General features: G+C 45.4%; 16 protein-coding genes and 1 riboswitch. Of the genes, 13 read left to right on the top strand and 3 right to left on the bottom strand.

What is annotated here, in order from left to right; all coding sequences use genetic code 11:
- The first annotated feature begins 41 nt into the window (after nucleotides 1–41).
- From lysA to V6668_RS19445, 13 genes are all read left to right on the top strand, one after another.
- Entirely contained in the window at nucleotides 42–1,373 is a 1,332-nt protein-coding gene (lysA, locus tag V6668_RS19505; protein ID WP_017687645.1) for a diaminopimelate decarboxylase, read from the top strand.
- A gap of 206 nt (nucleotides 1,374–1,579) precedes the next feature.
- On the top strand, nucleotides 1,580–2,011 hold the full coding sequence (locus V6668_RS19500) for a peptidylprolyl isomerase (RefSeq protein WP_017687646.1): 432 nt from the start codon (nucleotides 1,580–1,582) through the stop codon (nucleotides 2,009–2,011).
- Between the two features lie 129 nt (nucleotides 2,012–2,140).
- Complete coding sequence (locus tag V6668_RS19495; protein ID WP_338706475.1) at nucleotides 2,141–3,430, top strand: hypothetical protein; 1,290 nt, start codon at nucleotides 2,141–2,143, stop codon at nucleotides 3,428–3,430.
- Nucleotides 3,431–3,598: 168 nt separating this feature from the next.
- Nucleotides 3,599–3,767, top strand: a riboswitch (FMN riboswitch).
- Between the two features lie 324 nt (nucleotides 3,768–4,091).
- Complete coding sequence (ribD, locus tag V6668_RS19490; protein ID WP_047843583.1) at nucleotides 4,092–5,195, top strand: bifunctional diaminohydroxyphosphoribosylaminopyrimidine deaminase/5-amino-6-(5-phosphoribosylamino)uracil reductase RibD; 1,104 nt, start codon at nucleotides 4,092–4,094, stop codon at nucleotides 5,193–5,195.
- A gap of 61 nt (nucleotides 5,196–5,256) precedes the next feature.
- A complete protein-coding gene (gene ribE, locus V6668_RS19485; RefSeq protein WP_036607839.1) occupies nucleotides 5,257–5,925 on the top strand; it encodes a riboflavin synthase in 669 nt (222 codons plus the stop codon).
- Between the two features lie 32 nt (nucleotides 5,926–5,957).
- Nucleotides 5,958–7,190, top strand: a complete 1,233-nt coding sequence (locus V6668_RS19480) for a bifunctional 3,4-dihydroxy-2-butanone-4-phosphate synthase/GTP cyclohydrolase II (RefSeq protein WP_076318983.1) — start codon at nucleotides 5,958–5,960, stop codon at nucleotides 7,188–7,190.
- A 102-nt stretch (nucleotides 7,191–7,292) separates the two neighbouring features.
- Nucleotides 7,293–7,760, top strand: a complete 468-nt coding sequence (gene ribE, locus V6668_RS19475; protein WP_017687651.1) for a 6,7-dimethyl-8-ribityllumazine synthase — start codon at nucleotides 7,293–7,295, stop codon at nucleotides 7,758–7,760.
- Nucleotides 7,761–7,864: 104 nt separating this feature from the next.
- Nucleotides 7,865–8,665 carry a segregation and condensation protein A gene (locus V6668_RS19470; RefSeq protein ID WP_127551006.1) on the top strand — a complete coding sequence of 267 codons (801 nt, stop codon included), beginning with the start codon at nucleotides 7,865–7,867 and terminating at the stop codon, nucleotides 8,663–8,665.
- Entirely contained in the window at nucleotides 8,634–9,290 is a 657-nt protein-coding gene (scpB, locus tag V6668_RS19465) for an SMC-Scp complex subunit ScpB (RefSeq protein ID WP_338706474.1), read from the top strand. The genes V6668_RS19470 and scpB overlap by 32 nt, the downstream gene beginning before the upstream one ends.
- Nucleotides 9,291–9,479: 189 nt before the next feature.
- Nucleotides 9,480–10,211 carry a DUF2953 domain-containing protein gene (locus V6668_RS19460; RefSeq protein ID WP_036672305.1) on the top strand — a complete coding sequence of 244 codons (732 nt, stop codon included), beginning with the start codon at nucleotides 9,480–9,482 and terminating at the stop codon, nucleotides 10,209–10,211.
- A 147-nt stretch (nucleotides 10,212–10,358) separates the two neighbouring features.
- Nucleotides 10,359–10,841: a GerW family sporulation protein gene (gene ytfJ / locus V6668_RS19455; RefSeq protein WP_338706473.1), complete on the top strand. Its 483-nt coding sequence runs from the start codon at nucleotides 10,359–10,361 to the stop codon at nucleotides 10,839–10,841.
- 161 nt (nucleotides 10,842–11,002) lie between these two features.
- A complete protein-coding gene (locus tag V6668_RS19450) occupies nucleotides 11,003–11,428 on the top strand; it encodes a phage holin family protein (protein WP_036607828.1) in 426 nt (141 codons plus the stop codon).
- Complete coding sequence (locus V6668_RS19445) at nucleotides 11,425–12,192, top strand: peptidoglycan recognition protein family protein (protein ID WP_338706472.1); 768 nt, start codon at nucleotides 11,425–11,427, stop codon at nucleotides 12,190–12,192. The genes V6668_RS19450 and V6668_RS19445 overlap by 4 nt, the downstream gene beginning before the upstream one ends.
- A gap of 24 nt (nucleotides 12,193–12,216) precedes the next feature.
- Here V6668_RS19445 and V6668_RS19440 read toward each other — a convergent pair whose 3' ends face one another.
- From V6668_RS19440 to V6668_RS19430, 3 genes are all read right to left on the bottom strand, one after another.
- Nucleotides 12,217–12,405 (bottom strand): hypothetical protein, encoded by a 189-nt coding sequence (locus V6668_RS19440; RefSeq protein ID WP_036607825.1) that lies wholly within the window; start codon nucleotides 12,403–12,405, stop codon nucleotides 12,217–12,219.
- Nucleotides 12,406–12,586: 181 nt separating this feature from the next.
- Nucleotides 12,587–12,814 (bottom strand): hypothetical protein, encoded by a 228-nt coding sequence (locus V6668_RS19435; RefSeq protein WP_036607823.1) that lies wholly within the window; start codon nucleotides 12,812–12,814, stop codon nucleotides 12,587–12,589.
- 174 nt (nucleotides 12,815–12,988) lie between these two features.
- Nucleotides 12,989–13,258 (bottom strand): hypothetical protein, encoded by a 270-nt coding sequence (locus V6668_RS19430; RefSeq protein ID WP_036607821.1) that lies wholly within the window; start codon nucleotides 13,256–13,258, stop codon nucleotides 12,989–12,991.
- Nucleotides 13,259–13,395 lie beyond the last annotated feature (137 nt).

The following is a 13,395-nucleotide window of genomic DNA, read 5'->3' as shown; positions in this document are numbered from 1 at the left end:
TATCAATTGTTCCAGTATATAAAAAGTGAGGAATGCAGATTATGTATTTACATGGTACAAGTAAAATAAATGCGCAAGGGCATCTGGAGATTGGCGGAGTTGATGCAACAGATCTGAAAGAACAATTTGGAACTCCCCTGTACGTTGTGGACGAGCAATTGGTTCGTGAGCGTTGCAGAGAGTACATGGAAGCATTCCGTGCTTCCGGACTTGGCTTCCAGGTTGCTTACGCAAGTAAAGCATTCTGTGTAATGGCGATGTGTGCCCTTGCAGCTGAAGAAGGACTTTCCTTGGATGTCGTATCTGACGGTGAACTGTTTACTGCACTGCAAGCAGGATTCCCGGCTGAGCGCATTCACTTCCACGGTAACAACAAAACGCTGGAAGAGATCGAAATGGCTCTTGATGCAGAGATTGGATGCTTTGTTGTTGATAACTTCAATGAATTGCATCTGTTGCAGGCTGTAGCAGCGGACAAAAATCGTAAAGTAAACATTTTGCTTCGTGTGACGCCTGGTGTTGAGGCACATACGCATGAATATATTTCCACAGGTCAGACGGATTCGAAATTTGGATTCGATATCGGTAATGGTACGGCATTTGAAGCGATTGACTTGGCTTCCAAGCAGTCTAATCTGGTATTGCTCGGTGTGCATTCCCACATCGGTTCCCAGATCTTCGAAGTTGAAGGCTTCCAGATGGCGGTTCAACGTGTTGCTGAATTTGCAGCAAGTGTATATGAGCGTCTTAATGTTGCTTTCAAAGTGGTTAACCTTGGTGGTGGATTCGGAATCCGTTATATCGATGGAGATACGCCACTTGAAGTTGCACAATACGTGAAGGCTATTACAGATGCCGTTAAAAATCATTTTGCTCAAATCGGCTATGCCGTACCTGAGATCTGGGTTGAGCCAGGCCGCAGCATCGTGGGTGAAGCGGGAACAACGCTGTATACCGTTGGAACAAGCAAAGACATTCCAGGCGTGCGTAAATACGTTGCCGTGGATGGTGGTATGACCGATAACCCACGTCCTGCTTTGTATGAATCCAAGTACGAAGCTGTGCTTGCTAACCGTGCGAATGAGGCTGCTCAGGAAACGGTATCCGTTGCGGGTAAATGCTGCGAGAGTGGCGATATGTTGATCTGGGATCTGGACCTGCCAAAAGTGGAAAGCGGCGACCTACTCGCTGTAGCTTGCACAGGCGCGTATAACTACTCCATGGCGAGCAACTACAACCGGATTCGTCGTCCGGCCGTTGTATTTGTCAAAGACGGTCAAGGAGATGTCGTGGTACGCCGTGAGACGTATCAAGATATCATCCAGAATGACCTGGTACCAGCGCGCATTGGCAAACAGCCAGTAACTCGCTAGTTCGTTTACAGTTGAAGCAGATGAAAAGGGAACTTCCTTTTTCGTCTGCTTTTTGCGTATTTAAGCTGATTCATGAAAAAAGTTGCCGTTTTTTTTGCGATCCAGACATTTTCGGTGTACACTAAGAAAAGTGCTGTAATGCTTGGCCCAGGGTCATGCGTTCTGGCACCATTAACGATGGTCAATACGAAAGGAGTCATTTACATATGGCGAAACAAGCGAAAATTAAATTGGCAAACGGCGGAGAAGTTCTGATCGATCTGTTCGATCAAGAAGCTCCAAACACAGTAGCAAACTTTGAGAAACTGGCTAATTCCGGTTTCTACAATGGTCTTACATTCCACCGCGTTATCCCGGGCTTTGTAGCTCAAGGCGGATGCCCTAACGGTAGCGGTGCAGGTGGCCCAGGTTACACAATCAACTGTGAAATTAACCCAAACAAACATGAGCGCGGAACACTTGCTATGGCACATGCTGGCCGTAACACAGGTGGAAGCCAGTTCTATATCTGCTACCAACCGCAACCACATTTGGATGGACAACATACTGTATTTGGTAAAGTAACTAAAGGTATGGAGTTCGTGGACGCTTTAGAAGGTAAAGACAAAATGGAAACTGTTGAAGTTGTAGAAGCTTAATACCTTCACCTTAACTGGATCCAAACATGAAGTGCTTCTCTTATAGAAGCACTTTTTTTATTTTTACATACTTCAAATCGATAATTAGAAAGGATGAATAAAACCTTGGATATGGTTACTCAGCTAAGCTTGTTAAAACAAATTTATAGTGAGCGCACGTTGTGGGATGAAGAATTGCAGGCATCGCGCCATGTCGTTCCGGATAGTCTATCCGTAAAGGATCGAGAAGCGCTTGAGACAGCCGGGCATGAACCGAATCGCTTTGTATGTCCGCAACATGATGAAACGATTACTGAGCTGAAAAAAGTTGCGAATCAATGGACGATCAATGATGCAGCGCAGGCCTTTGTATCCTCTTTGTGGTCAGCACCCATGATCTGGCGCTCGTTGCTTACGGGCAAGCTTATTGCGAGCAGTATGCCAAGTCATGAACATACGCCATATCCATCTTCGAACACTTGTAAGATCTGCGGATTAAGTGTAGATCAAGCAACCGACACAACGCTGCAATGGTATTGGCGGATGACCAATGGAACCCCGTTGGACGGTGATCCTTTTGGATGCGTGTTGGCACTTCGAGAGCTGGCTACCGCACAGGAGCTTCCAATACCCAATGAGTACGACCGCTGGACATTCCGTGCGGTGTTAACGGTGCTGCGCGAATTACCTCCCAAAACACGTTACAGCAAGGCAGCAGTAGCGCTCAAGAAGGAACGTCTTTTGCCTACACAGAAGGAATATGCTTACCGTGATTTGCTTGAGACGTTAGCTCTGATTGGCATATTGGATACGCCGGAACATCCCGGAATGATCACGGAATTCACCTCTTATATGCAGCGTGACGCACGCCCCAATGTGCGGGTGGAAGTGCAGGCCCCTCTGGCGTGGTGGGACTCATCTGTCGGAATTAATGAGAACAACCTGAACAAGATATTTCATGATTTTGATCTGAATAATATATCTCTTGCGGATAAGCCTGATGAGAGTCCAGCTCTAAAGGACACGATCTTAGGGGCATTGGAGAAGAAGAGAAGTGTTCGTGGAAAAGTACCAAAGGCATCTCCTGATGCAGGTACCGGGGAGGTACAGTCTGGCGATGTGTATGCTGTTCGGGTCCGAGAAGGTGTATGGGTGACTGTATATTGTCATGAAGTCAGAGACAAGCGCGTCATCGTTGAATATCTGGATGGTGTCTTTCCAGAGATGCCGGGTAAAGCAGATTTGCATGGGACGTTTCGACCGAGAGCGAATGGACGCTGGAAATGCTCGGCTATTGCGATCGATTCCACAAGTTGGGTCAGAAGGGTGGCAAGAGAGTTCCCGCTTCCGACTTCGCCCCTGCAAGAACCTGATCGCACTCCATTCCATAATGCCAAAGAATTAAAGCATATGGCGAGCTGGTGTTTTCCTGATATGTAGAATGATACGATGGATGTGAAATGTGCCTCCAAGCAAAAACCGTGCCTCCTTGAGAGGAAGCGGTTTTTTGTTGTTTCTTAGCTTATTAAAAGTTAGTATGTGACAAAAAGGAACAAAAAACAATTGATTTTTTGGCATTAAAGTGCTAACATCCAAGTAATAACGAAAGCAATCCTTCAGGGCAGGGTGCAATTCCCTACCGGCGGTGATGCAGGAAGTGTAAGGACCTATGTGTCCAGCACTTGATGCAAAGTCCGTGACCTGTCTGCCATTGGCAGATGGCTGATCTGGTGTAATTCCAGAACCGACAGTATAGTCTGGATGGGAGAAGGAGAGGTGCAGACCTAACAGGTTTGCATTCAGCAGGAGTATTGCTGCACAGTCACGATTTTATGATGTCTTGCACTGTGCAGGGAAGATCCGGATACGCCGGACAGTTCCATACATATGCCGCACTATAAAAGCTCTTTACCTGTAAATGATGTTCATTAAGGTATGTGTCTATTTTCACTTGCCCGAAATGAAGTTTTGGGCAAAGTGTTGGCGTGCTGTATCCATTTCACTCCTGCTGGTGACATTTGTCTCTCATCATCCCCATCGAACTGATTGTTCGACGGGGATTTTTTAATAAACAAGACTTTAAACCGCGGGGTGAACGGATTTGGAAATGATCAATGATGAATTTTATATGGCACTGGCATTGGATATGGCGGAACGAGCACAGGGACAGACGGGGATTAATCCGGTTGTTGGATGTGTAGTTGTGAAAGAAGGCCGTATTGTAGGCCTGGGGAGCCATCTGAAACGTGGAACCGGTCATGCAGAGGTGCATGCACTTAACATGGCAGGCAGTGATGCAGAGGGAAGTACGGTATACGTTACACTTGAGCCTTGTAGTCATTATGGCAAGACGCCACCTTGTAGTGAACGTCTGATTCATGAAAAGGTGAAACGTGTTGTGGTATGTTGTGAAGATCCAAATCCGCAAGTATCCGGCAGGGGTATAAGCATGCTTCGTCAACAAGGCATTGAAGTTGAAGTTGGCGTACTGCGTGAGCGAGGAAGACGCATGAATGAAAAATTCATTAAGTTTATTACAACGGGTCTACCTTTTGTGACACTGAAAACGGCTACTACTTTGGATGGGAAAATTGCTACTCGCAGCGGAGACAGCAAGTGGATCTCTAACGAGCCCGCTCGTGAGATTGTGCATGCCCTTCGTCATCGTCACCAGGGAATCATGGTTGGCGTCGACACGGTAATCGCCGATAATCCGGAACTTACTACCCGTTTGCAAGTCGAAGGCATTAGTCCAGTGCGCATTGTAGTGGATTCCAAGTTACGTCTTCCCGTAGGTGCCAAAATGGTTAAGGATGGTCTTGCTCCAACATGGGTGCTGACAACAGACGAAGCCAGTCCTGAAGCTGCTGAACGTTTGGAAGCCTACGGCGTCGAGATTATACGCTGTGGTCCTGGACCACGTGTGGATCTGTTGAGCGGACTTAGCAAGTTGGGTGAACGTGATATAGGATCAATTTTGCTTGAAGGTGGAGGCACCTTGAATGGAGCCATGCTGGAGGCAAGGTTGGTCGATCGACTGCTCATGTTTATCGCTCCGAAGATTGTAGGCGGTTATGATACACCTGGAAGCTTCCGCTTCGAGGGTGTGGAACGTATGAATCAGGCGATTCAATTGAATCAGTTGGAGATCGAACAAGTTGGAGATAATATCAGCATTGGCGGTATTCCGGTGTGGCCTGAATAAATAAATGGATTTGAAAGTAGAAAGTTAGGTTCTTTATAACTTGAAAAAGGGAGGCGGCGGCATGTTTACCGGTTTGGTGGAAGAAGTTGGTCAGATCCGGCGTATTGGTCGGAAAGGCGAAGCGATGGTCCTGAATATCGGAGCTTCCGCCATTATGGACGATCTGAAGATTGGTGATAGTGTAGCAGTGAACGGCGTGTGCTTAACTGCGACAACGCTCGAAGGTGGAGGTTTTACCGCCGATGTAATGCCTGAAACCTATCGCCATACCAATCTCAGTCAGCTGCAATCTGGCAGTAAAGTTAATCTGGAGCGGGCCATGCAATCAGGCGGTCGTTTTGGCGGCCATATCGTTCAGGGCCATGTTGATGGTACTGGAGTGATCGGCAGTATAACACGTGATCAGAATGCAATTGTGTTTGAGATCAAGCCTGATGATCACCAGTTGTTCAAATATCTGATCCCCAAAGGATCAGTTACACTGGATGGCATTAGCTTGACCGTTGTCCATACATCGGATACCGCATTCACGGTTTCCATTATCCCGCATACCATTGGTGAAACTGTACTAAATGTGAAAAAGACAGGGGATACCATTAATATCGAATGCGATATTTTGGGCAAATATGTGGATCATCTGCTCCAGTATGGGAGAGGACATCGGGAGACGGGTGCTGGCAAGCCGCGCAGTATCAGTGAAGATTTTCTCTCCAATCACGGATTTGCATAAATAGAGAACAGAAATTAACTGGAGGTGGACCAATGTCAGAACAATCCATTCTGGACACAATAGAAGAAGCCATATATGATCTCATGCGTGGTAAACCCGTCATTGTTGTGGATGATGAAGATCGGGAGAATGAAGGCGATTTTATTGCTTTGGCCGAAAAGGCGACGCCTGAAGTCATTAATTTCATGATTACTGAAGGTAGAGGTCTGGTCTGTGTTCCGATTACACAACAACGTGCGGACGAACTTAACCTGAAACCGATGGTTCAACAAAATACGGATTTCCATGGAACAGCCTTCACCGTCTCTGTGGATCACAAAGATACAACAACAGGTATCTCGGCACATGAACGCTCTATTACCGTGAAAGGTCTGATCGATCCTGAAGCGAAAGCCGGAGACTTCCGTAAGCCTGGTCACATGTTCCCGCTGATTGCAAAAGACGGCGGTGTACTTCGGCGTGCCGGACATACGGAAGCGGCTGTAGATCTCGCTATCATGTGTGGTTCCTACCCTGCTGGCGTTATCTGTGAAGTGATTAAGGAAGATGGCACGATGGCCAGACTTCCGGATCTGCAGGAGATTGCCCGCAAACATGATCTGAAGCTGATCAGTATTCAGGACATGATTCGTTACCGTAACGAAAAAGAGCAGCTGGTTCAACGTGAAGTAGCTGTGCGTATGCCAACGGACTTTGGTGAGTTTCAAGCGGTGGCTTATACAAATGCTGTGGACAATAAGGAACATGTGGCTCTGGTCAAAGGAGAAATTGATGGTTCGAAACCTGTGCTTGTACGAGTGCACTCTGAATGTTTGACAGGTGATGTATTCCATTCTCATCGTTGTGACTGTGGTCCGCAGTTTGATGCAGCACTCAAACAGATTCACGAGGAAGGCAATGGTGTACTGCTTTATATGAGACAAGAGGGTCGGGGTATTGGCCTGATCAACAAACTCAAAGCCTATAAGCTGCAAGAGGAAGGTATGGATACTGTTGATGCAAACCTGAGTTTGGGTTTTGCTGCTGACTTGCGTGATTACGGAATTGGCGCTCAAATTCTGAAAGACCTTGGGGTTCGTCAGATCAGACTGCTAACTAACAACCCTCGTAAAATTAAAGGCCTTGAAGGATATGGACTTGAAGTCGTAGAGCGTGTCGCGATCCAGATGGAGGAGAACGAGGACAATACGGTGTATCTTCATACCAAGCAAGCCAAGCTGGGGCATATGCTCAAGTTTGATGATATCGAGCAGAACGAACAGTAAATATATTTTAGATGAATAACGTTCACCATGTAATTTATGGAAGAGATTACTTAGGGATTTCCGTTACTTACATTACATTATACCGTTAGGGAGATGACTTGAATGCCACAATTTTTTGAAGGACATTTAGTATCAGAAGGATCCAGATATGGAGTTGTCGTTGGACGTTTTAACGAATTCATTACCAGTAAATTGCTTAGCGCAGCACTCGATGCATTCAAACGTCACGGCGTTCAGGATGATGAAGTGGATGTAGCCTGGGTTCCAGGTGCGTTCGAAATCCCTTTGATTGCGCAGAAAATGGCGGAGAGCGGCAAGTATGATGCAGTGATTACCCTGGGAACCGTTATTCGTGGATCAACTACGCATTACGATTATGTGTGCAACGAGATGGCTAAAGGGGTAGCAGCAATTAACCTGAAAACTGGCGTGCCTACGATCTTTGGACTGGTTACAACAGAAAATATTGAACAAGCGATTGAACGTGCCGGAACCAAAGCGGGTAACAAAGGTTGGGATGCAGCTACGGCGGCAATTGAGATGGCAAACTTGACGAAACAGCTAAAATAGTGCTTATTTAATAGTAGTGCCCTGCTCTGCGCAGACGAACACGGGAAACCGGATTCGGACGGCTTAGCAGGGTTTTGTATTTTTCTGGCGGGAGGATTCGTCTAGTGACGGTAGTTACATACAAACTGGAGACTTTTGAAGGGCCTTTGGATCTGTTGCTTCATCTGATTGATAAGGCTGAAATTCATATCCAGGATATTCCCATCAGCGATATTACCGATCAATACATGGCGTATCTGCATTCGATGCAGGAACTGGAACTGGATATTACGAGTGAATTTCTGGTCATGGCAGCAACATTGCTGGCGATCAAGAGCAAACTTTTATTGCCCAAACCACCGGTCATTGAGGACTTCGAGGATTATGATTTTATGGAAGAAGAAGATTATGATCCACGTGCAGAGCTGATTGCACGTCTGATAGAATATCGCAAATACAAGGGAATTGCGCGTCATCTTCATGAACGGGAGTGGGAACGCAGCCTTATATTTTCCAAAGAGCCCGAGGATCTGCGCCCCTATATGCCCGTAGAAGCCCAATCGAATCCGGTTGAGGGTTTACACACCTCTGACCTGATTGCAGCCTTTCAGAAGGCGCTACGTAAGGCTGAGAAGCGCACAACCGTAACCCGGATCAAACGGGATGAAATATCGGTTAAGGACCGGATACGGGATGTCATCGGCGCTTTGGAAAGTATGGGGCCGGGAGGCAGGCTGTTATTCTCCAAGTTGATGGATGAACATATCTATCGCCATGAGATTGTTGTCACTTTTCTGGCGGTGCTGGAACTGATGAAGATGAAGCAGATTGTCTGTTATCAGGAACGGATGTTTGAGGATATCGTTATGGAGTGGAGAGGGGAAACAAAGAATCATGGATTTTCCGAAATTGAAATCGATTATTGAAGGCCTGCTGTTTTTGTCCGGAGAAGAAGGTCTGAGTATCAAACAAATCGCCGAGATCGTTGACCAGCGAGTGGAGCTTGTAACGGATGCGATTGAGGAGATGATTCATGAATTTTCACAGCAGGGACGAGGTGTACAGATTCTCAAGATCGCTGGTGTAGTTCAGTTGGGCACCTTGCCTGACCACGCTGTATATTTCGAGAAACTGGCATACTCTCCCGCACGCACGTCCTTATCCCAAGCGGCTCTGGAGACGCTGGCCATTGTAGCGTACCGGCAGCCCATTACACGGGTAGAGATTGAGGAAATCCGCGGTGTAAAATCGGAGCGGGCCATCCATACGCTTGTGAATAAGGATCTAATTATTGAAGTGGGACGAGCCGAGGCGATCGGACGACCAATTCTGTACGGAACGACCAAGTCATTCCTGGATTATTTCGGATTGGCAACAATTAAAGACCTTCCGGAACCAGGCTTGTTCGAAGATTCCGAAAACCTGGAGGAAGAGACACAACTATTATTCAACAAACTGGATTTGCAACAACTGGAACCGGAAAGTGCTGATCCGGCGGATGACCTAAGTCATATCGACAACGAAGACGATAATACGGATTCATCATTCTAATTTGCAAATTAATACTAACCGACACCCATCAGTGGAGTCGGTTTTTTTGTGCATTGTTCTTAGATAAATGGTGTGTAAAACATTTTCCAAACAAATATTAAATGGGATTTTTAGGTCAGACGTGAATTTTTTCCTATTCAGAGTGCCATACTAGACGAGAAAAGAATTGAGGGCTTGGAGGTAAGGCCTGTGTGGATTTGGCTTGGAGGAATCGGTTTGTTGTTCGCATTGCTGATTGCCGCAGTCCTCATCTCAAATGTTCATGTACATTTTACATTCAGTAAACATAAAAGTGATGATTACGCCAATATTAATGTTCGTCTTCTCTATGGAATTGTGCGGATTAACTATGAGATCCCGAGTATTGTTTTTCGCAATATGAAGGAAGGTTTTCTGGTCAAGACCGAACAATCCATGAATCATTCGAGAGGCGAGGCCCAGGGAAGCGAGCGGGTCAACAAACGCAAAGTCAAGAAGTGGGCTAAAGATGTGAAAATTATGCTTAGGGCAACGGACGCGCTCAAGCTGTGGCTGAAGCAAACACTTACACGCGTACATATGACCCAACTGTCCTGGGCTACCCACATCGGCGTTGGTGATGCAGCATATACAGCGGTGCTGACGGGCTGGGTGTGGAGTATCAAGTCCATTATTATTGGTTTTCTCACCTATCAGATCCGCTTTGATGAAACACCTGTGCTTCAGGTTATGCCGGTATGGTCCGATGAAATGGAATTTAGAACGGAACTTGATTTCAGAGTGAAAATTCGGATTACAGCCGTCCTGATCGCTGGAGTTACACTACTCACCCGTGTGCTTCAAGTCGAAGGCGGATGGCGGATGTGGTTCAAGCTTCTTCAGGAACAGCGCCGCAGGCATAAGGAGAAGCAAAAGAAGAAACTTAGTGGGACAACAGTATAAAAACCCATCATAGTCGGTCTGTTTTTGGGAATGTAAGGTTGGGATTTGGTGAGTGTATTTAAAATGCTTATTACATAAGTCCCTTCAAGTTTGGGGATGATATGGTTAGATCAAACCTAGCTTACATTGAAACTGGAGGGAATTTAAATGTCAGATCATCCAATTCAAGGCTTAATGGAAACCGCAATGGAAAATATCAAGGCCATGGTGGATGTCAATACAATTGTTGGCGATGCAGTCGAAACACCAGATGGTACCGTGATTCTGCCAATCAGTAAGGTGGGATTCGGATTTGCTGCCGGTGGTAGTGATTTTCACGTTAATGGAGAAAGAAGTGGCAAAAGTGGTGCTACGGGTACCTCTGCTGAACATGCGAGTTCAGCTAAAGTAGCTTCTCCATTTGGTGGCGGTAGTGGCGGCGGTGTATCCATACGTCCTATCGCGTTCCTGGTGGTAGGTAAACAGGGGGTACACATTGTACCACTCGATAACTCCACACATCTGTTTGAGAAACTCATTGACTCCACCCCTTATGTTTTGGACCGAATTCAAGGCATGTTCCAACGGAATACAACACCAACGAATACAACAGGTGTACCAGTTACACCAGATCCATCAACGTATAGCTGAATCATTTCGTCATGATCCCTCCCGCATCCAAGCGTGAGGGATTTTTGCTGTTTGTATAGCGAATGGTGAGTGTTTTTTCGGACGTTTCCGTATCGTATGAGACTTATATCTGTGATCCGCCTAACCTAGACATGAAATAGGTTATTGAAGGGGGAACGTTAATGCACAGAGACACCGTTTTTATGGTTTTGTTTGGCTGGCTGCTATCGGCAGTCGTGTATTTAGTAGGAGGAATTGATCACCTGTTTATTGCAGTGACCATCTTTGTGGGGCTGGATTACATCACAGGGGTGCTGTCTGCATGGTATAGGAAGGAGTTATCCAGCAGGGTTGGATGGTGGGGGCTTGCTCGTAAGTCATTGACATTTGTTTTTGTCATTATTGCACATCAACTGGATATGGTTGCAGGCAATTCCAATGATTTTATGCGAGATGCAATGTTAATGTTCATCATTGGTACCGAAGGAATCAGTATTTTGGAGAACATGGGGAAACTGGGCCTGCCTGTACCGAAGTTTATCACTTCAGCACTCTTTAAGCTTCGAGGCAATGAAGATCAAGTTGAAGATAAGGAGAAGATGTCATGATACAGATCACCAAGGATTACATACCTGTTAATAAATACAGTCGGGCCGGACTTAAATTAAAAGCGAAACGTGGAATTGTGATGCATTATACGGCATCTCCCGGAGCGCCCGCGAAGAACATTAGCAAATACTTTGCAAGTTTGGCACAGCAGGATTCCAATAAAGCAGTGAAAGGTCGTTATGCAAGCGCACACTTCTCGGTAGATCGAACTTCGATATATAACAGTCTACCGGATGATGAACTGGCCTACCACTGCGGGAGTGCAACATACACGAAGGAAGCGCTAGCCGAACTTGGGACATATCCGAACAATAGTACAGTGGGCATTGAGATGTGCATTGAAAAGGATGGCAGTATTCATGAAGATACATTTAATAACGTTGTAGACCTCGCGGTATACCTAATCAGGGAACGGGGCTTTCCACCCGTCTTCTTCACACATAAAGAAGTGGTTGGATGGAAGGAATGCCCGCTGCCATGGATTAAACAACCAGGTGAATATGAAAGATTTAAGCAAGCAGTACATATAAAATTAAACCCACTACAAGAAGTAGCAGTCACGGAGGATGATGATATGAATACGGTTCTGGATTATGCACAATGGGCCTGGAATGAACTTGATCAGTACATTGGAGATGCCTACAACGACAAGGTGATTGAAGATTGGGCATGGGTAGAGAAGGTACGCAAGAAGAAGTTAACCTATGGAGAGTTGCTGTTACTGAAGGTTTTAATTGATGAGCGTAGACGTAACAAGTCCTGACCCAAAGTACATCTCATATAGAGGTTATGCCTGTCTGCTGGTTAACCAGGAGTTAAAGTGTGCCGGATCTTTCAAAAAATAAAAATGTTGTATAATCACGATATGATCAGGATACTCAAGTTCATATTGGGTCTGAATCGAGGATTCATCGACGACTCCAATAACAGCGAGTTGATTTGTTTCGATCACATGTGTTGGTGTGGGTGAGCTCATACAACCATCCTTTCGTTTATTAAGTCAGAGTCAACAGGGGCGATGGAGATGTCCATGGTCCCTAGATGACCTATACGAGGCAGGATGGGGAAGGTTAAACTGATCCGTTTCAAAAAAAGGTTCAAATTCAAAAAAAACCAGAACCCCACGTCGAATGTGATGTGGGGTTCTGGTTATGTAACTACTCTTTTGAGAACGTGTCCAGGGCCTCATCTGTAAGATGGAGTTCTGCGAAAGCCCTGCATATCTTTTGGAAAGATCTAATGGTATTTGTCTCATACAACATCTCAATGGGATCAAAACCTAACATGACAAGCGAATCCACAAGTTCTGTCTGATCTACTTCTGTATGGTGGAGCGCTTCAAGCATGGTTTCAATAACTGCTAAAAATAAAATGGCTTTATTCACTGTCTCGATTGGTGTCCCCTCCTTCGTAATACTACTAGAATAAGCAGAGGAGGACAGAAAATAACGAGAAATTCCAATTTCTCAGTGATGAATCTATTCAATCTAAAAGTGTGGAGAGAATAACTGGTTGTTGTAAATTAAAATCTGATGATAAGCTCTCCTTTGTATGTAAGATTAAGCTTTTTCGTTTACTTCGTGGAGAATGGAATCAATTAATTCATCATCAATCAGAGTGCTAGCTTTTTCGAGTGCCAATAGAATACCTTGCGGTTGTTCAAAAAAGACTGTAGAGAGAATAGGGGCAACTTCATCTAAATTAATCTTCTCAGCTTTGACCATACTGATCAAGGCAACAACGATCTCATGTCCCTCCACGTTACCTTCCATAAATCTTGTTCGTAAATGAGTTGCTACTATTTCGGTCTTTGACTGCGAGTACGCCATTACATTTCCCTCCAACGGTTTGAATATCTTAGCAGAGCTCCTCTTCATGCAAGTTTAAACCAGGTTAGATTAGGAGTTATCTTAACAATAATAAGGCAGATAGTTTAAATTATCAACAGCTACTAAGTCAATAAAAT

Source organism: Paenibacillus amylolyticus (genome assembly GCF_036894225.1).
Classification (GTDB): domain Bacteria; phylum Bacillota; class Bacilli; order Paenibacillales; family Paenibacillaceae; genus Paenibacillus; species Paenibacillus amylolyticus.
Note: the sequence above shows the minus strand (reverse complement) of the source record. Positions and strands in the feature narration are given on the sequence as shown.